This is a genomic window from Streptomyces sp. (assembly GCF_035645055.1).
GTDB lineage: Bacteria > Actinomycetota > Actinomycetes > Streptomycetales > Streptomycetaceae > Streptomyces.
The window spans coordinates 135,521-152,344 of the sequence record NZ_DASQNH010000064.1 but is presented as its reverse complement, the minus strand read 5'-3'; the positions used below and the strand labels follow the sequence as shown (position 1 = coordinate 152,344).

The following is a 16,824-nucleotide window of genomic DNA, read 5'->3' as shown; positions in this document are numbered from 1 at the left end:
TGTTACGACGGAAAAGCGCGTGTCGTTGGGAGCATGACGGGCGTGAACCGGATGACCGACCTCCGACCGTCGTTGTCGCCCCTGATCACCCCGCTGCGGGGCCGCTCGCCCGGACTCGCCGCGGGCCTGCTGAACGGCGCCCTCGCGGCCGGGCTGGGCCTCGGCTCGCTCACCGTCCTGGTGATGCTGCTGTGGATCAGCTCGCCCTACCCCGACAGCGGGCCCGGCGGCGCGCTGCATGTCGCCGCCGCCCTCTGGCTGCTGGCGCACGGCGCCGAACTGGTCCGTACCGACACCCTCTCCGGCGTCCCCGCCCCGGTCGGCGTCACCCCGCTGCTGCTGCTCCTGCTGCCGGCCTGGCTGCTGCACCGGGCGGCGCGCGACGCGGTGGAGGGCGAACCGGAGGAGGACGAGGGGCCGGTCGCGGGGGCGCGCACGGCGTGGGCCGGGGTGGTGCTGGGCTATCTGACCGTCGGCGCCGGAGTCGTGCTGTACGCGGCGGGCGGCGCGCTGCGGCCCTCGTGGCTGTGGACGGGAGTGAGCCTGCCGCTGGTCGCCGCGGTGGCGGCCGGGGCCGGGGTGTGGTCGGCGTACGGCCGTCCCCTCGGCGCGCTGGACGGCGCGCACGGCGCGTACCGGGTGCTGGCGCTGCTGCCGGGCGCCCCCCGCTTCCTCCGCGAGCCCGGGGCGGAGGCGCGCCGGGAACCAGGCCGGTCGCGGCTGGAGGTCGCGGCCCGGGCCGCCGCGGCCGGGACCGCCGCGTACGTCGGAGGCGGGGCGCTGCTGGTGGCGGTGTCGCTGGTGTGGCACGGCGGGGCGGCAAGGGTGGCGTTCGCGCAGCTCACGGAGGGCTGGTCGGGCCGGTTCGCGGTGCTGCTGCTCTGTCTCGCGCTGATGCCGAACGCGGCGGTGTGGGGTGCGGCCTACGCCCTCGGCCCCGGTTTCGCCCTCGGTGTCGGCCGGGTCACGGGCCCGCTGTCCGCCGCACCCGCCCCGTTGCTGCCGCCGTTCCCGCTGCTGGCGGCCGTGCCGGAGGCCGGGCCCGGGACACCGCTGCACTGGGCGGCGGGGGCGGTGCCGGTGGCGGCCGGGGTGATGGTGGGCTGGTTCGTGGCCCGGGCGGAGGACGGCTGGTCGTGGGGGCGGACCGCGCTGGGCGCGCTGCTCGCCGCCGGGCTGTGCGCGGTGGCGCTGGCCGTGCTGGCCGGGCTGGCGGGCGGCCCGCTCGGCGCCGGGAGGCTGGCCCGCTTCGGGCCGGTGTGGTGGCAGACCGGGATCGCCGGGCTGCTGTGGACGGCGGTCGTGGGGGTGCCGGTGGCGCTGGGGGCGCGGTGGTGGCGGAGGCGGGGCGCGCGGTCGCGGGACACCCGGGAGCCGGGGACCGGCGCGTCGGTGCCCGCGCCGTCCGCTCCCGTGTCCCCACCGCCCGCGCCGGCCCCCGACCAGCCTTCGGACCCGTCCTCCGACGAGCTGTACGACCAGGACGGCCCGGCCGCACTCCCGGCCGAGGACGGCCCGGCCCCTGCTTCCGGCAAGAGGGCCGCGCCCTGGTTCTCCGGCAGGGATCCCTCGGCCCGGTCCTCCGCGGAGGAGGCCCCGGCTCAGTCCTCCGGCGAGAAGGCCGCGCCCTGGTTCTCGGTCGAGGAACCTTCGGCCCGGTCCTCCGGCCAGGATGCCTCCGCTCAGTCCTCCGGCCAGGAGACCGCGCCCTGGTCCTCCGGCAAGGAGGCCGCGATCTGGTTCTCGGTCGAGGAAGCCGCAGCCTGGTTCTCCGACGAGGAGGCCCCAGCTCGGCCCTCCGGCAATGCCGCGCCCCGGTCCTCCGGCGAGGATGCCCCCGCCCGGTCCTCCGGCGAGGAGGCCTCGCCCCGGTCCTCCGGCGAGGATGACCCCGCTTCCGGTCGGCAGACCCCGGGCGGCGGTTCCCGCGTCGGCGAGATCACCCCCGGCCGGACCGCCGACGACGTCGACTTCGAGCCGTACGACTTCCCGCCCGCCGAAGCCTGGCGCGCCCGCGACGAGGGCACCGCGAGCGACTCCCACCGGGTGACCCTGCCGCACACTCCGGAGGCCCCGGCGAACCCGCCGGAAACAGAGCCGCCGGCGGTCTCACGGGCGCCCCGCTGACCCGGCTCCGTCGCGCCGGCCTCAGCCGTCGCCGTCGAGCACCCCGCGCAGCTCCTGCGGAAGGAGTTCGCCGCAGGCCTGCTTGGCCTGGTGGGTGAGGGCGTCGTTGGTGCAGGTGTAGTAGTCGCGGTAGACCAGCTGGGCGGTGAAGGACGCCGCGACCAGGGCGATGGCGAGGGACGCGGTGACGAGGCCGCTGATCGCGGCGGCGGTCTGCGGGCGGGCGTTCGACACGGGGGCCGGGGAGTCGGGGTCGGGGGTGCGGGGCTTGGCGCGCAGCGCGCTGATGCCCCAGTAGAGGGCGAGGGCGCCGAGCAGAAGGGCAACGTACGCCCAGGAGAAGAGCGCGAAGAAGAACGCCCACATACCGGACAGCAGGGCGTAGCGCGCGCGGCGCTGGGTCGGGTCCGTGGGGTCCCAGCGCATACCGCCGGGGCCGGGGCCGCCCTGCTTCTCTGGCCCGCCGCCGGGTCGCTCGCCGAAACCACCGGGGGAGCGGCCGGGCTGGCGGTCGCTCCACTGACGGCCCCAGCCGGGACGGCCGCCGCCCTCGCCCTGCCCGCCCTCGTCCTGCCCGCCGGCCGGCGGGCGCGGCTGCCAGGGCCGGTCCGGGGTGCCCTCGGGCGGCGGGGCGAACGGGTTGTCGTCCTGGCCGGCGCTTCCGCGCCCGCCGCCGTCGGGGCTGCCCGAGGGCGCGTCGGGCGGCGAGCTGGGGCGCTCCCGCAGCAGCACGCCGCTGCGCTGCCCTCCCTGCGCCGACTGCGGGGTGAGCGTGAGGAGTCGCAGGCTGCGGTCCGGCATCAAGTGAGCGTCTTCCCCTGGTGAGTACGGCTGACGGAATGCGTGACGGCGGGCGACGGCAAGCTGTCGAGGCCCGGGCCCGTCACTGTACGAACGTGCCGTGGCCGCGGTGCGTTCCCGGCCCGGCTTCCCCCAGACGCTACCTTCCGGCCCCGCCCCCGTCCCGTGGGGGCCGTCCGGAGTGCCGGTATCGTTGCTGACGGTCGGCCGCTTCGTAGGCTTCCCCGTATCCGGGGGCGTGAAGCATTCGTACGAACGCACATACGGCGGCGTACCCGGCCGACCGTACCGTCGTACCCCCGAGAAAGGGCCCCACCGTGGCCGCCAAGCCCGTGGCCAAGCGCCTCGTCGTGCTGGTCTCCGGATCCGGCACCAATCTGCAGGCGCTCCTCGACGCCATCGCAACCACCGGCGCCGAGGCGTACGGAGCCGAGATCGTGGCCGTCGGCGCCGACCGTGACGGCATCGAGGGGCTGGCGCGGGCCGAGCGCGCCGGGCTGCCCACCTTCGTGTGCAGGGTCAAGGACCACGACAGCCGCGAGGCGTGGGACGCCGCGCTCGCCGAGGCCGTCGCCGCGTACGAGCCCGACCTGGTGATCTCCGCCGGGTTCATGAAGATCGTGGGCAAGGAGTTCCTGGCCCGCTTCGGCGGGCGGTTCGTGAACACCCACCCCGCCCTGCTCCCCAGTTTTCCCGGCGCCCACGGCGTCCGTGACGCGCTCGCGTACGGCGCCAAGGTCACCGGCTGCACCGTCCACTTCGTCGACGACGGCGTCGACACCGGGCCGATCATCGCGCAGGGCGTGGTCGAGGTCCGGGACGAGGACGACGAGAGCGCGCTGCACGAGCGCATCAAGGAAGTCGAGCGAAGGCTGCTCGTCGAGGTCGTGGGGCGGCTCGCCCGCAACGGCTATCGCATTGAGGGACGAAAGGTAGTTATCCAGTGACCGCCGAGAGCAACAAGCGGCCCCTTCGCCGGGCGCTCGTCAGCGTCTACGACAAGACGGGCCTCGAAGACCTCGCGCGCGGCCTGCACGAGGCGGGCGTCGCCCTCGTCTCCACCGGGTCCACCGCCGCCCGCATCGCCGACGCCGGCGTCCCCGTCACCAAGGTCGAGGAGCTGACCGGCTTCCCCGAGTGCCTGGACGGCCGGGTCAAGACCCTGCACCCCCGGGTGCACGCGGGCATCCTCGCCGACCTGCGCCTGGAGGACCACCAGCGGCAGCTCGCCGAGCTGGGCGTGGAGCCGTTCGACCTGGTCGTGGTGAACCTCTACCCGTTCCGCGAGACCGTCGCCTCCGGCGCCTCGCCCGACGAGTGCGTCGAGCAGATCGACATCGGCGGCCCGTCCATGGTCCGCGCCGCCGCCAAGAACCACCCGTCGGTCGCCGTGGTCACCAGCCCGGCCCGCTACGCCGACGTCCTCGACGCGGCGAAGAACGGCGGCTTCGACCTGGCCACCCGCAAGCGGCTCGCCGCGGAGGCCTTCCAGCACACCGCCGCCTACGACGTGGCCGTGGCGAGCTGGTTCGCGAGCGAGTACGCCCCCGTCGACGACTCGGCGTTCCCCGACTTCCTGGGCGCCACCTGGGAGCGCAAGAGCACCCTGCGCTACGGCGAGAACCCGCACCAGCCCGCCGCGCTCTACGTCACCGGTGCCGGCGGCGGCCTCGCCGAGGCCGAGCAGCTGCACGGCAAGGAGATGTCGTACAACAACTACACGGACACGGACGCCGCCCGCCGTGCCGCGTACGACCACGACGAGCCGTGCGTCGCGATCATCAAGCACGCCAACCCGTGCGGCATCGCCGTCGGCGCGGACGTCGCCGAGGCGCACCGCAAGGCGCACGCCTGCGACCCGCTGTCCGCGTTCGGCGGTGTGATCGCCGTCAACCGCCCGGTGTCGAAGGAGATGGCCGAGCAGGTCGCCGAGATCTTCACCGAGGTCATCGTCGCGCCGGACTACGAGGAGGGCGCCCTCGAAGCGCTCACCAAGAAGAAGAACATCCGCGTCCTGCGCTGCCCCGAGGGCCCGGCGAACCCGGTCGAGGTCAAGCCGGTCGACGGCGGCGTCCTGCTCCAGGAGACCGACCGCCTCCAGGCCGCCGGCGACGACCCGGCGAGCTGGACCCTGGCGACCGGCGAGGCCCTGTCCGAGGACGAGCTGAAGGACCTGGCCTTCGCGTGGAAGGCGTGCCGCGCGGTCAAGTCCAACGCGATCCTGCTCGCCAAGGACGGCGCCTCCGTCGGCGTCGGCATGGGCCAGGTCAACCGCGTGGACTCCGCGAAGCTGGCCGTCGAGCGCGCGGGCGCCGAGCGCGCCCAGGGCTCGTACGCCGCCTCCGACGCCTTCTTCCCCTTCCCCGACGGCCTGGAGATCCTCACCGCGGCCGGGGTCAAGGCGGTCGTCCAGCCGGGCGGCTCGGTCCGCGACGAGCTGGTCGTGGAGGCCGCGCAGAAGGCGGGCGTCACCATGTACTTCACGGGGACGCGGCACTTCTTCCACTGACCTGTGCGTGAGGGCGCGGTGTTTCACGGCCACAGCGTGAAACACCGCGTCACCCGGCCACGTCAGGCGGCGTAGGAGCCCGACGCCGAGCCGGCGCTCCCGGAGCTTGCGGCAGACCTTCACGTAGCGGCCGGAGTCGCTCGTCCCGAGGTCGGTGTCGTCGCACCGGCGTGGGTTCCCCCCTGGGACTGGTTCGCGGGCACCAGACCGGGGCCGGCGAGGGAGGTGCGGTACCTCGAAGGTTCAGGGGCGCAGTTCGCACCACACGGTCTTGCCGCGCGCGCACTGTTCCACACCCCAGCGCACCGTGACCGCGTCGAGCAGGAGGAGGCCACGGCCCGTCTCGTCGTCCTCGCCCGGTCTGCGCAGGATGAGCCAGGTGTACGGGTCGGGATCGGTGACCTCCAGACGAGTACGGCCCGCCGCGCGGCTCAGGCGTACGGTCACGGGGGCGCACTCTCCGACATGCGCGATGACGTTGGTCAGCAACTCGCTGACGACCAGCTCGGCATCGGGGCACGGCCCGCCCAGGTGCTCGCGCACGGCCCGGCGGACCTCCGGGACGGCCTTGGGAAGGGCGAGAAGTTCCAGGATGAGCGGTCGGTTCACTCGCCGGCCGCCTTGCGCAGCGCCGTTGCCAGGGCACGGGCCGTCTCCATGGTGCAGTTCCCGAGCGCGATGAGGGGCGGGGCGTACGCGCCGACGGCCGAGGGCAGTTGGAGCCCGAGCGAGGGGAGCGTGATGCCGTTCGCGTCGAGGGCGGTGCGCAGCTCCTCGACGTAGGTGTCGGCCAGGTGGGTGTGGGGGTGCAGCACGGGCGTCCGCCTTTCTGTGTGTGCGGGCTGTGACGAATCGCTCACACAGTGGCGTGGATCGGCGTACCGTGGAAGGCGTTTGAGTTGCGCACGGTAACTGGCAAACGGTGGTGGTGAGTCGTGCCCGCACGCAAGGACCCCGACGCGTCGACGAGCGTCCCCAGCTTCTACGGCGCCGAGTTGCGCTTCAAGCGCGAGCAGGCGGGACTGACGCTGGAGCAGTTGGCGGAGGGGAGCTTCCGGGGGATCTCGTTCCTCAGCCAGATCGAGCGGGGCGAGCGGCGGATGCCGATGGATCTCGCCAGGCATGTGGACGAACGACTCGGGACGGACGGCTTCTTCCAGCGGCGCTGCGACGACGCGGCGAAGGCGCGGAACCTCGGGCATCCGCTGTACTTCCAGGATGTGCCGGACCTGGAGAAGCAGGCGGAGACGCTGGAGGAGTGGCAGCCCCATGTCATTCCGGGACTCCTGCAGACCGCGGAGTACATGCGGGGTCTCATTCGGTACGAAGCGCCGTTCACGCCGCCAGAGGTGGCCGAGCAGCGGGTCAGCGCCCGGATTGCGCGTGGCGACTTGTGGAAACGGGAGGACCGTCCTTCCTACTGGGCGATTCTGCGTGAGTCGCTCATCCGGAGAACACCGCTGCCACCGGCGGTGATGGCCGGGCAGTTGGAGCACATCGTCGAGGTGATCCGGTCCACGCAGAGCGTTCTGCAGATTGTTCCGGACACAACTCGCTGGCACCCGTTGCAGCACGGCATGGCCAAGATCATGACGTTCGCGGACGCTCCGCCGTTGGTGTGGTCCGACACCAACTTCAACGGACAGATCATCGACTTCCCGAGCCGTGTCAAGGAGTACCGCAGGGACTACGATCTGCTCAGGGCCGTCGCACTCCCACCGGAGACGTCCCTGGACCTGGTCGAAGAAGCAGCGAGGACCTATAGACATGAAGCCCAGCTGGAGGCTTGACCTGACCTCTGCCGCTTGGCGGAAGAGCAGCTACAGCGACGCGCAGGGCGCCGACTGCGTCGAAGTGGCCGACAGCCTCCCCGGCATCGTCCCTGTCCGCGACTCCAAGAACCCCACCGGCCCTGTCCTCCTCGTCCCCGCCCATGCCTGGGAGCCCTTCGTCCGGGCTCTCTAGACGCGGGCGGGACGAGCGGGTCCCGTGGCCGTGTGGCGGCCGGCACGGCGAGTCGGCCGCCCGCAGCATGTGCGAGCGGCCGATCAGCGCTCCCGGCGGTGGCTCAGCAGGACGGCAGCGGGTTCGTCTCCGAGGAGATGTCGTTGTCGCTCATCCAGCCCCACTGCCCGTTGTCCGCCTGGGTGTAGACCCAGCGGGTGGGGTGCGGGCCGCCGTGGTTCTGGCCGCCGTCGAACTTGCAGACGAAGAAGGACGGGTTGGAGTACATCCGGCCGACGACCTGGTTGCTGTTCGCACCCGCGTAGACCTTGGCGCCGGTGGCGTTGTTGCAGTACCAGACGGAGCCGTCCTGCCAGCAGGGCGCGGCGGCCTGGGCGCCGGCGGCCGAGGCCAGGGTGAGCGCGGCGCCGGCGGTGACGGTGGCGGCGCCGAGGGCGAGGGCCTTGCGAAGGGTGGTGCTCATGACTGTTCCCCCAGTCGTGTGCGGTGGTGCGGCGGGCCCCGGCTCTCCCCACGGGGGAGTCGGGGCACCGCCCTTGGTCGTGTTCCACCGTGCCGTCCGGCAGCCCGCGCCGGTACCTCGGACTTCAGAGGGTCACAGCAGCGCGGGGGCCGGGGTGTACTCCTGGAGGTAGCGGGCGACGCGGTCGGCGTAGGCGCGGTATGTCGCGGGCACCCCGCCCGTCCTGTTCACCGTCCCGTACGACGTCCGGTACGCGGCGGCGACCAGCAGGCGGCGGTCGCCCGGCAGGGACCGGTGCAGACGCGGTTCGATCGCGCAGAGGTAGCGGCCCATCGCCGGGATCGACTCGGCGGGGGTGAACGGCGGCTCGGGGATCTCGTCGGCGGGGAGGCCGTCCGCCCGGATCCACCAGCGCAGCACGCGCGGGGTCCAGCGGGCGATGCCGTACTCGTCCCGGGCGGGATCGGCGAGGCCGGGGTCGAAGTCGCTCTCCGCCTTCAGCATCGCCGCGATGAGCGCCGGGCTGATCAGCGGCCGGACACAGGCGTGCGCCGAGTCGACGATGAGCCGGCGGTAGGCGACCGGGATGCCCTTGTCGGTACGGAGTTCGTCGGCGCCGTAGGTGGCGGCCGACGCGGTGGCGGGCGAGGTGGCCGACGCGGTGGTCCCCGCGCGGCCCGGTCCGGCGGCGCCCTCGTCCCCCGTCCGGGCGGTGACGCCGTAGCCGAGCACCACCGCCGCCGTGGCGACCGCCGCGGTCAGGACGGCCGTACGGCGGCGCGGGCGGTGCGGTCCGGACTCGCCCGCCGCTTCCCGCACCCGCCGCAGCAGTGCCTCGGCGCCGATCCGCTCCTCGTGCGTACGGGTCAGGCAGGCCCGGACGATCTCCCGCCAGCGCTCCGGCAGTTCGGGGGAGAGGCGCAGCTCCTCCGTGCCCCGGGCGTACGCGGCGGCCGCGTCCCGGCGGGCCGTCGGGGTGCCGCCGGGCAGCGGGAAGGCGCCGGTGAGCGCGAGGTGGGCGAGGACGCCGAAGGCCCAGATGTCGGCGGACGGGCGGATCCGGCGCCCGCGTTCGCCGATCTCCGACCACAGCAGTTCGGGCGGGGTGTAGTCGGGGGTGGCGAAGGCGGACGTGTAGGCGTGGGTGCCCTCCAGCTCGGCGGCCATGTTGAAGTCGGCGAGGCGGGCCGAACCGTCGTCCATCAGCAGCACGTTGGCCGGTTTGAGGTCGCCGTGCACCCAGCCCGCGCCGTGCAGCTGGTGCAGGCCCTCGCAGATCTGCGCGAGCACGGCCGGACCGTGGGACGGGCGGGGCGCGCGGGCGAGCAGGGACGCCAGGGAGCCCTCCGCCTTCTCCAGGACGAGGACCGTGGCGCCGTCGAGGCCGGGGCGGCCCGGGTCGTCGACCGTCAGCGTCTCGTACATCCGGATCAGCCGGGACCGGGACACCCGGCGGTGCAGCTCGACCTCGCGGTCGGTCAGCTCGCGCAGATGGGCCAGGTGGCGCGGGGTGCTGGTGCCGGTGGGCAGGAACTTCAGGGCGGCGGTGCGGGGCAGCCCGTCACCGTCTCCGACACGGCGCCCTTCGTACACGCTTCCGAACGCGCCGGTCGCGATCGGCGCCCGCACCTCCCACGCGCCCACCCGGTACCCGCGCGGCACCGGTACCGCGTACGGCCCGTCCCGTCCGTTCACCCGGTCACCCGGTCCGTGGCCGGGCGCTCCGTGGCCGGCCGCTCCGGGGCGAGGACGCTCAGGTCTTCCTCCCGGACCAGGTCGAAGCGGAGCGCCAGCGACACCAGGGACTCCTTCTTGCCGTTGAGCCGGGGCCCGGCGTCGGCGCTCTCCGGGCCCGGCTTCAGCCGGAGCTTCACCGCCAGGTAGTCGATGTTCCACTGCACCGAGGTGCGTGACGCGGCCGGCCAGCCGGGACGCAACCGGTCGACGACCTGGTCCACCGTGGGCAGCGCGGCGTGCGGCGCGCCGCGCAGCCGGGGCTCGCACAGGGCGGCCAGCACCGCGAAGTAGCGCTTGGTGGGGTCCAGGGAGAAGGCGGGCGCGGTGGTGACGCCGTCGAGCCCGGACTCGGGGCGCAGGTAGTCGTGGCGCGGCGCCCACACCTCGACCGGCAGCAGGTCACCGGCGGCGGGCAGCACGATCCGGGAGAACTCGAAGGGCACGGGCGCGTCGAGGCGTCCCGGCGCGACCTTGATGTGCTCGCCGGCCCCCTCCGGGTTCTCCACGACGTACGTCTGTTCCCGGCTGAGGTTGCTCAGTATCCAGAAGGCGCCCTGCGCGGCGATCTCGCCCGCCCTGCGGGAGACCCCGTCGTGGGCGATCACGAGGCCGTTGCCGGCACCGCGTCCGAAGGCCAGCCGCTCACCGGGGGCGAGCCTGAGCTGAGGGCCGCGGGGTGCGTCCGCGCCGGCCGGCGGAGGTACCACGATGATGCTGTACAAGGTGCGTCTCCCGTGCCCGACCCGTGCCCGACGGCTCCTCGGGAACCGAGAGCTACCCAGCGGGGGCCGGGGCGACGCACCAGGGCCGTGTCCCCCCTCGATCGGGTGAGACACGGCCCTTGGGTGTGAACGGTGCCGGACGTGCGCTCAGTAGCGCGGGCGGGCGAACCAGGCGGTGCCGCTGGGGACGACCGGAGCCGCCGCGATGATGCCGCCGAAGACCAGCCACAGCAGCGGGCCGATGACCGACGAGGCCATACCGGTGTCCAGGCCGACGAACAGCCCGATCAGGCCCACGATCGCGCCGAGCGCGCCGTAGATCACCGTGGTGATGCGGATGCCCTGGCCGCCCCGGCCGAACTTGACGCCGAGGGTGATGGAGAGCGCTGCCAGCGCCGCGGCGATCAGGGCGAATATGGCGAAGACGCCGGCCGCCGCGTCACCGCCGTCGCCGACCGAGCCGAAGCCCAGCTCGTCCGCGCCGTCGGAGACGTCGCTCGCGAAGGCCGCGAAGTACAGGAACGCCAGCGCGCCCAGGATCTGCACCGCGGAGATGATGAAGAGGAAGACACGGGCGGTGACCAGCAGGCCCGGCATGGACTGCGGGAGCATCATGTTGCCGCCCGGGTAGCCGGGGTACGCCGGCTGCTGCGGGTAGCCGTAGTTCGCCTGCGGGGGAACGCCGGGGGGCTGCTGCGGGTAGCCGTAGCCGGGAGCGCCGGCCGGCGGCTGCTGGGGCGGCTGCCCGTAGGGGTTGTTCGGGTCGCCGAAACTCATGGCGGTCTTTCCTCCGTTTGCCTGGGGTGCGGGGACGACGCGGCGCGATGCGGAGGAAGGTTCTACAGATGCGGTTCGTCCCCCCGGTACTGCCCGCGGCACTGTGGCCTCAATCGTTCTTCAGCGACGGGCGGATTGTCCAGCCGGGTTTCCAGGTGTTGTGCAAGTGCAACAAGGTCACGGCTCGGGAACGGCGGCCCGGATTGGAACCGGGGGCCGGTCATCCGGGAGGATGGGGCCATGACCGCCCAGATTCTCGATGGCAAGGCCACCGCAGCCGCGATCAAGTCCGATCTGACCGCCCGCGTGGCGGCGCTGAAGGAGAAGGGCGTCACGCCCGGCCTCGGCACGATCCTCGTCGGGGACGACCCCGGCAGCCAGAAGTACGTCGCCGGCAAGCACCGCGACTGCGCCGAGGTCGGCATCGCCTCCATCCAGCGCGAACTGCCGGGCACCGCGACGCAGGAGGAGATCGAGGCGGTCGTCCGGGAGCTGAACGAGGACCCGGCCTGCACCGGTTACATCGTCCAGCTGCCGCTGCCCAAGGGCATCGACGAGAACCGGATCCTGGAACTCATGGACCCGGACAAGGACGCCGACGGCCTGCACCCGATGAACCTCGGCCGGCTGGTCCTGAACGAGCCCGCCCCGCTGCCCTGCACCCCCAACGGCGTGCTCACCCTGCTGCGCCGCTACGGCGTCGAGATCAAGGGCGCCGAGGTCGTGGTCGTCGGCCGCGGTGTGACCATCGGCCGCCCGATGCCGCTGCTGCTCACCCGGCGCAGCGAGAACGCGACGGTGACCCAGTGCCACACCGGCACCCGTGACCTCTCCGCGCACCTGCGCCGCGCGGACATCATCGTCGCCGCCGCCGGGTCCGCCCATCTGATCCGCCCGGAGGACGTCAAGCCGGGCGCGGCCGTCCTCGACGTCGGGGTCTCCCGCAACGCCGAGGGCAGGATCGTCGGGGATGTGCACCCCGGTGTCGCCGAGGTGGCCGGCTGGATCTCCCCGAACCCGGGCGGTGTCGGCCCGATGACCCGGGCCCAGCTGCTGGTCAACGTGGTCGAGGCGGCGGAGCGCGGTGTCGGCTGAGGACCACGAGGCGATCGGCACCGCGGCGGGCGCCGGGCCCCGCGACGCGCGGAACGCCGACGACGACGGCGAGCCGCGGGTCACGGGGACCACGCCGGAGACCATCGAGGTGCGGGACCCGGTCAGCGCGCCGGACGTCGACGGCGTACCGCGCCGGACCACCCGCCGCTTTCCGCTGTTCACCCGGGACACCGCCCGCCCGGAGGGCGGCGGCCGGGCCGCCTCGGGCGCCGCTCCGGCGCCCGCCCGGCAGTGGCCGACGCTCGCCGTGCTGGGCACGGTCGGCCTCGGGCTGCTGCTGACCGCGTTCGACCTGTTCCGGATCGGCACGCTGCTGGTGGGCGTCGCGCTGCTCGGCGGTGCGGTGCTGCGCTGGCTGCTGCCCGGCGTCGGGATGCTCGCGGTGCGGTCCCGGTTCACGGACATCGCGACGTACGGCATGCTCGGCACGGCGATCGTGCTGCTGGCGCTGATGGTGCAGCCGAATCCCTGGCTGGAGATCCCGTTCCTGAAGGACACCCTGCACTTCACGGTCAGCGGCTGACCGGCTGACCGGTTGACCGGCTGACCGGTTGACGGCTGACCGGAGGAGCGGCGGCCCGTCCTCACCCCCGTGAGAGGACGGGCCGCCGCCCACGACCAGCCTTCCGCACGTCGAACGGCCGGTTCAACGTCTGTCAGTTCGCTGTGGCACGGAAGTGACCGTTCCGCTACGGTGTCCGCGCGTTGTCGCGTATCGGCACGACGGTGTCGGTGAGCGATCGGAAAACGCCTGATACGGACGAGACAGTACATGTGTCCCCGTTGTGTCGAAGTGTTGACAAGCTCGGGGATGTGTAGCCAAGGCGCTGCACAGTGTGGCTAATGTGTCTCATCAGGCGGCAGACCGGGCAATCAGGACGATGCGGGGGTGCGCCGCCGCCGGGGGAACTGAGATCCTGACGACGCGCATCCCAGTGGGCGGGGGACCAGCAAGCACGTACCGGGGGGAAGAGGGGGGAAGCAATGCCTCGATGGAAGGCCTTGCCGGAGGAACTCGATCCGCAGATCAGGGAGTTCACCAGCCAGCTGCGGCGGCTCGTGGACCGCAGCGGCCTGAGCGTCGCCGCGGTCGCCGACCGCACCGGCTACAGCAAGACGTCCTGGGAGCGCTACCTGGGCGGCCGGCTGCTCGCGCCCAAGGGCGCGATCGTGGCCCTGGCCGAGGTCACCGGCACCAATCCGGTCCACCTGACCACCATGTGGGAGCTGGCCGAACGCGCCTGGAGCCGTTCGGAGATGCGCCACGACATGACCATGGAGGCCATCCGGATCTCCCAGGCGCGCGCCGCGCTCAGCGAGTTCGGCCCGCCGCCCGCGAACGCCAAGGGCAAGACCGCCCGCCGCGGCGGCAGCGCCACGGCGACGCCCGGCATCGCGGGCCCGGCCGGGGTGGCCCCCACGGTGCCGGCGCAGCCGACCGCGTCGGACGCGGACGCCCGGACCCCGTCGGCCGGTCAGCGTGCCACCGGCGGCAACTCCTGGGGTATGGCCGGATACGCCGGCCCGTCCCCGGCGGGCGGCCGCAGGCCGGGCGCCGCCGCGGGCGGTGCGGGAGCCCGGGGCGCGGGAGCCGGTGCCGTAACGGGAGGGGGCGCCGGTGCGGGAGCCGCCGGCGCGGGCTCGGGCGGCAGAGCGTCCGGGGGCGCGTCCACCGCGCCCGCCGCCCCCGCGGGCGGCGGCAAGCGCCGGACGGGCATGTTCCTCGCGGGTGTCGCCGGCGTGCTGGTCGTGGCCGCCGGGGCGTTCTGGGTCACCAACGGGGCCGGGGGTGACGGCGGGACCGGCGCGAAGGCCTCACCGTCGCCCACCGTCACCACCGACGCCGCGCTGCCGCCCGGCGTGAAGTGCAGCGGTGACGGCTGCACCGGCAAGGACGCGGAGAGCATGGGGTGCAGCGGCGAACTGGTGACCACCGCCCAGACCGCCCTCGTCGGCACCACGGTCGTCGAGGTCCGTTACAGCCGGACCTGCGGTGCCGCCTGGGGCCGGATCACCCAGGCCGCGCAGGGCGACCGGGTCGAGGTGTCCACGGGCAGGTCCCGGCAGCAGGGCTCCGTCACCGTGGCCGGCGACACCATCGCGTACACCCCGATGGTGGCCGTCGAGGACGCCGGAGAGGCGAACGCGTGCGTGACGCTGGCCTCGGGCGAGAAGGGCTGCACCCAGCAGCCGTAACCGGTCGGTTCCGGCATTTGCGAATCGCCCCGGAGGGGGAAGGCAGGCCCGGAAAAAACGGCCGCGGAAAAGACGTATGGCCGCCGGGATCCGGGGCAGGCGGACAGTACCCCCACGGGAGTCCGGCACAACTCGGTACCCCCGCACGGCGGCCGCCTCCGTCCCCCTCTCCCGGACGGGCGGCCGCCTTTTCTGCGTAGGGGGTGCGGAACGTGGCACTCGGGCGGTCTGTGGGCTGGGCCACACGGACCCGGACGTCCGTGATCCCGGATGCGCGATAGCCTGACCCGCGGATATCTCTTGACGCCGAGAGATCGATCATCCGAACCCCCGGGGCAGGGACGCCCCACCGCCAGCTGTCATACGGAGAACGCCATGACCCGCACTCCCGTGAACGTCACCGTCACCGGCGCGGCCGGCCAGATCGGTTACGCCCTGCTCTTCCGCATCGCCTCCGGCCAGCTGCTCGGCGCGGACGTGCCGGTCCGCCTGCGCCTCCTGGAGATCACCCCGGCCCTCAAGGCCGCCGAGGGCACCGCGATGGAGCTGGACGACTGCGCGTTCCCGCTGCTCCAGGGCATCGACATCACCGACGACCCGAACGTGGCCTTCGACGGCGCCAACGTCGCGCTGCTGGTGGGCGCCCGCCCGCGCACCAAGGGCATGGAGCGCGGTGACCTGCTGGAGGCCAACGGCGGCATCTTCAAGCCGCAGGGTCAGGCCATCAACGCCCACGCCGCGGACGACATCAAGGTCCTCGTCGTCGGCAACCCGGCCAACACCAACGCGCTCATCGCGCAGGCCGCCGCCCCGGACGTACCGGCCGAGCGCTTCACCGCGATGACCCGCCTGGACCACAACCGCGCGCTGACCCAGCTCGCGAAGAAGACGGGTTCGACGGTCTCCGACATCAAGCGCCTGACCATCTGGGGCAACCACTCCGCCACCCAGTACCCGGACATCTTCCACGCCACCATCGCCGGCAAGAACGCCGCCGAGGTCGTGAACGACGAGCAGTGGCTGGCCGACGACTTCATCCCGACCGTCGCCAAGCGCGGCGCCGCCATCATCGAGGCCCGCGGTGCCTCCTCGGCCGCCTCCGCCGCCAACGCCGCCATCGACCACGTCCACTCCTGGGTCAACGGCACCCCGGAGGGCGACTGGGTCTCCATGGGCATCCCGTCCGACGGCTCCTACGGCGTCCCGGAGGGCCTGATCTCCTCCTTCCCGGTCACCTGCAAGGACGGCAAGTACGAGATCGTCCAGGGCCTGGAGATCAACGAGTTCTCCCGCACCCGCATCGACGCCTCCGTCAAGGAGCTGGCGGAGGAGCGCGAGGCGGTCCGTTCCCTCGGCCTGATCTGAGCCACCCCGTTCCACCGGTGATCCCCGGGCCGCCCGCGCGGTCCGGGGATCACCGCGTTCCGGGGTCCGGCCCCGCGCCTCACACGTCCAGCAGCTCCTCCTCGAGCTTGCCGATGTCCACCGTCTCGGCCGGGCGCGGGGTGCCGGCCGGCACCGGCTTGTCGTAGTCCTCGAAGGTCAGCGTCAGGTCCGTGTCGTCGCCCCGCTGGTCCGCCTCGATCAGCCGGTGCGGGGCGTCGGCGGTGACGTACAGGGTCGTCCGCTCGCCGCCCTCCTCGCTCGTCAGCGGCACGACCGCGGTGTCCTGCCGGTTCGTCTCCTCGCCCTTGGTCAGGGCGGCGTCCCCGGAGCCGCCCGTGTCGATGTCCCGCTGGAACGCGGCCAGATCGCAGACGTCGGCCATGCCCTGGAGGGCGGGGTCGTCCGTGGTGCCGTGCAGATAGCGGCCCTTGAGCAGCTCGGCCACCGCCTCGCCCTCGCCGCCGGGTACCTGGGCCTTCCAGAACGCGGCGTCCGGTTTCATCCACACCTCTTCGCCGCGTTTGACGATCTCCACGCGGCCATCGCCCTCACCGCCCGTCTCGATCGTGCCGACGCAGTTGCCGTCCCGGTCCAGGGCGAGGTCCATCGCGGACGGCTCGGTCGCGGCGCCCTCGGCCTCGGCGATCCGGTCGGTCATGGTCATGCGGACCGAGTCGGCGTCGAGGAGGTTGTCCTCCGCCTGCTCGGCGAGTTCCGCGGCGGTGCGGCCGTCGGCGTCGCTCGCGACGGCCGGGACCGAGGAGAACGGAGAGACGGGGGAGAGCGGAGAGACGGCTGAGAGAAGCAGCACCGCGCTCGCCAGGGCACCGGTCAGCGCCTTCCGGGCCATGGCGTTACCTCCGTGGCCATGGCGTCACCTCCGTGGTGCGCATCACCTTTCAGCTTACGGTTTCGCCCCATATGCCCGCATGGTCAGTGACGCAGCGCACTTTCAGCCATCGATCACGCATGTATCGAGGGGGCAAGGGCAGGCGCTCCCGGTCCTGAACGGGGGACGCACAGGA

At 73.2% G+C, this 16,824-nt stretch carries 17 protein-coding genes; 9 read left to right on the top strand and 8 right to left on the bottom strand.

Features of this window, described 5'->3' with window-relative positions; translation table 11 throughout:
• Nucleotides 1–33: 33 nt before the first annotated feature.
• Nucleotides 34–2,127 carry a DUF6350 family protein gene (locus VE614_RS21470; protein ID WP_324939431.1) on the top strand — a complete coding sequence of 698 codons (2,094 nt, stop codon included), beginning with the start codon at nucleotides 34–36 and terminating at the stop codon, nucleotides 2,125–2,127.
• A gap of 21 nt (nucleotides 2,128–2,148) precedes the next feature.
• Here the strand turns inward: VE614_RS21470 and VE614_RS21465 are convergent, their stop codons facing one another.
• Nucleotides 2,149–2,928: a hypothetical protein gene (locus VE614_RS21465; RefSeq protein ID WP_324939428.1), complete on the bottom strand. Its 780-nt coding sequence runs from the start codon at nucleotides 2,926–2,928 to the stop codon at nucleotides 2,149–2,151.
• Between the two features lie 317 nt (nucleotides 2,929–3,245).
• On the opposite strand from VE614_RS21465, the gene purN reads away from it, so the two are divergent.
• Both purN and purH read left to right on the top strand, forming a co-directional pair.
• Complete coding sequence (gene purN / locus VE614_RS21460; RefSeq protein ID WP_324939425.1) at nucleotides 3,246–3,875, top strand: phosphoribosylglycinamide formyltransferase; 630 nt, start codon at nucleotides 3,246–3,248, stop codon at nucleotides 3,873–3,875.
• Nucleotides 3,872–5,437 (top strand): bifunctional phosphoribosylaminoimidazolecarboxamide formyltransferase/IMP cyclohydrolase, encoded by a 1,566-nt coding sequence (gene purH / locus VE614_RS21455; RefSeq protein WP_324939422.1) that lies wholly within the window; start codon nucleotides 3,872–3,874, stop codon nucleotides 5,435–5,437. The genes purN and purH overlap by 4 nt, the downstream gene beginning before the upstream one ends.
• A 243-nt stretch (nucleotides 5,438–5,680) precedes the next feature.
• Here the strand turns inward: purH and VE614_RS21450 are convergent, their stop codons facing one another.
• Nucleotides 5,681–6,046 carry an ATP-binding protein gene (locus tag VE614_RS21450; RefSeq protein ID WP_324939419.1) on the bottom strand — a complete coding sequence of 122 codons (366 nt, stop codon included), beginning with the start codon at nucleotides 6,044–6,046 and terminating at the stop codon, nucleotides 5,681–5,683.
• Nucleotides 6,043–6,249 (bottom strand): hypothetical protein, encoded by a 207-nt coding sequence (locus VE614_RS21445; protein WP_414719624.1) that lies wholly within the window; start codon nucleotides 6,247–6,249, stop codon nucleotides 6,043–6,045. Before VE614_RS21445 ends, VE614_RS21450 begins: the two co-directional genes overlap by 4 nt.
• A 123-nt stretch (nucleotides 6,250–6,372) precedes the next feature.
• Here VE614_RS21445 and VE614_RS21440 point away from each other — a divergent pair, with 123 nt between their 5' ends.
• Nucleotides 6,373–7,227 (top strand): helix-turn-helix transcriptional regulator, encoded by an 855-nt coding sequence (locus VE614_RS21440; protein WP_324939413.1) that lies wholly within the window; start codon nucleotides 6,373–6,375, stop codon nucleotides 7,225–7,227.
• A complete protein-coding gene (locus VE614_RS21435; protein ID WP_324939411.1) occupies nucleotides 7,205–7,402 on the top strand; it encodes a DUF397 domain-containing protein in 198 nt (65 codons plus the stop codon). Before VE614_RS21440 ends, VE614_RS21435 begins: the two co-directional genes overlap by 23 nt.
• Before the next feature lie 103 nt (nucleotides 7,403–7,505).
• Here the strand turns inward: VE614_RS21435 and VE614_RS21430 are convergent, their stop codons facing one another.
• The 4 genes from VE614_RS21430 to VE614_RS21415 all read right to left on the bottom strand — a co-directional run bounded on the left by VE614_RS21430 (nucleotide 7,506) and on the right by VE614_RS21415 (nucleotide 11,101).
• The gene (locus tag VE614_RS21430; RefSeq protein WP_324939408.1) at nucleotides 7,506–7,865 is read right to left on the bottom strand and encodes a hypothetical protein; all 360 of its coding nucleotides are present in this window, start codon (nucleotides 7,863–7,865) and stop codon (nucleotides 7,506–7,508) included.
• 132 nt (nucleotides 7,866–7,997) lie between these two features.
• On the bottom strand, nucleotides 7,998–9,560 hold the full coding sequence (locus tag VE614_RS21425) for a protein kinase domain-containing protein (RefSeq protein WP_324939405.1): 1,563 nt from the start codon (nucleotides 9,558–9,560) through the stop codon (nucleotides 7,998–8,000).
• A complete protein-coding gene (locus VE614_RS21420; protein WP_324939403.1) occupies nucleotides 9,557–10,324 on the bottom strand; it encodes an FHA domain-containing protein in 768 nt (255 codons plus the stop codon). Before VE614_RS21420 ends, VE614_RS21425 begins: the two co-directional genes overlap by 4 nt.
• Nucleotides 10,325–10,471: 147 nt before the next feature.
• The gene (locus VE614_RS21415; RefSeq protein WP_324939400.1) at nucleotides 10,472–11,101 is read right to left on the bottom strand and encodes a hypothetical protein; all 630 of its coding nucleotides are present in this window, start codon (nucleotides 11,099–11,101) and stop codon (nucleotides 10,472–10,474) included.
• Nucleotides 11,102–11,341: 240 nt separating this feature from the next.
• On the opposite strand from VE614_RS21415, the gene VE614_RS21410 reads away from it, so the two are divergent.
• The 4 genes from VE614_RS21410 to VE614_RS21395 all read left to right on the top strand — a co-directional run bounded on the left by VE614_RS21410 (nucleotide 11,342) and on the right by VE614_RS21395 (nucleotide 15,778).
• Nucleotides 11,342–12,196, top strand: a complete 855-nt coding sequence (locus VE614_RS21410; protein ID WP_324939397.1) for a bifunctional methylenetetrahydrofolate dehydrogenase/methenyltetrahydrofolate cyclohydrolase — start codon at nucleotides 11,342–11,344, stop codon at nucleotides 12,194–12,196.
• 103 nt (nucleotides 12,197–12,299) lie between these two features.
• Nucleotides 12,300–12,740, top strand: coding sequence for a DUF3017 domain-containing protein (locus VE614_RS21405; RefSeq protein ID WP_414719623.1), 441 nt, complete (start codon nucleotides 12,300–12,302; stop codon nucleotides 12,738–12,740).
• A 461-nt stretch (nucleotides 12,741–13,201) separates the two neighbouring features.
• Nucleotides 13,202–14,413, top strand: coding sequence for a helix-turn-helix domain-containing protein (locus tag VE614_RS21400; protein ID WP_324939391.1), 1,212 nt, complete (start codon nucleotides 13,202–13,204; stop codon nucleotides 14,411–14,413).
• Nucleotides 14,414–14,788: 375 nt separating this feature from the next.
• Nucleotides 14,789–15,778, top strand: coding sequence for a malate dehydrogenase (locus tag VE614_RS21395; protein WP_324939388.1), 990 nt, complete (start codon nucleotides 14,789–14,791; stop codon nucleotides 15,776–15,778).
• Nucleotides 15,779–15,857: 79 nt separating this feature from the next.
• Here the strand turns inward: VE614_RS21395 and VE614_RS21390 are convergent, their stop codons facing one another.
• The gene (locus VE614_RS21390) at nucleotides 15,858–16,649 is read right to left on the bottom strand and encodes a hypothetical protein (RefSeq protein ID WP_324939386.1); all 792 of its coding nucleotides are present in this window, start codon (nucleotides 16,647–16,649) and stop codon (nucleotides 15,858–15,860) included.
• Nucleotides 16,650–16,824 lie beyond the last annotated feature (175 nt).

Bases quoted from the DNA above. Each gene is read 5' to 3' on its own strand.
- VE614_RS21470 (WP_324939431.1), top strand. From the start codon at position 34: ATGACGGGCGTGAACCGGATGACCGACCTCCGACCGTCGTTGTCGCCC.
- VE614_RS21465 (WP_324939428.1), bottom strand. From the start codon at position 2,928: ATGCCGGACCGCAGCCTGCGACTCCTCACGCTCACCCCGCAGTCGGCG.
- VE614_RS21435 (WP_324939411.1), top strand. From the start codon at position 7,205: ATGAAGCCCAGCTGGAGGCTTGACCTGACCTCTGCCGCTTGGCGGAAG.
- VE614_RS21430 (WP_324939408.1), bottom strand. From the start codon at position 7,865: ATGAGCACCACCCTTCGCAAGGCCCTCGCCCTCGGCGCCGCCACCGTC.
- VE614_RS21415 (WP_324939400.1), bottom strand. From the start codon at position 11,101: ATGAGTTTCGGCGACCCGAACAACCCCTACGGGCAGCCGCCCCAGCAG.
- VE614_RS21410 (WP_324939397.1), top strand. From the start codon at position 11,342: ATGACCGCCCAGATTCTCGATGGCAAGGCCACCGCAGCCGCGATCAAG.
- VE614_RS21400 (WP_324939391.1), top strand. From the start codon at position 13,202: ATGCCTCGATGGAAGGCCTTGCCGGAGGAACTCGATCCGCAGATCAGG.
- VE614_RS21395 (WP_324939388.1), top strand. From the start codon at position 14,789: ATGACCCGCACTCCCGTGAACGTCACCGTCACCGGCGCGGCCGGCCAG.
- VE614_RS21390 (WP_324939386.1), bottom strand. From the start codon at position 16,649: ATGGCCCGGAAGGCGCTGACCGGTGCCCTGGCGAGCGCGGTGCTGCTT.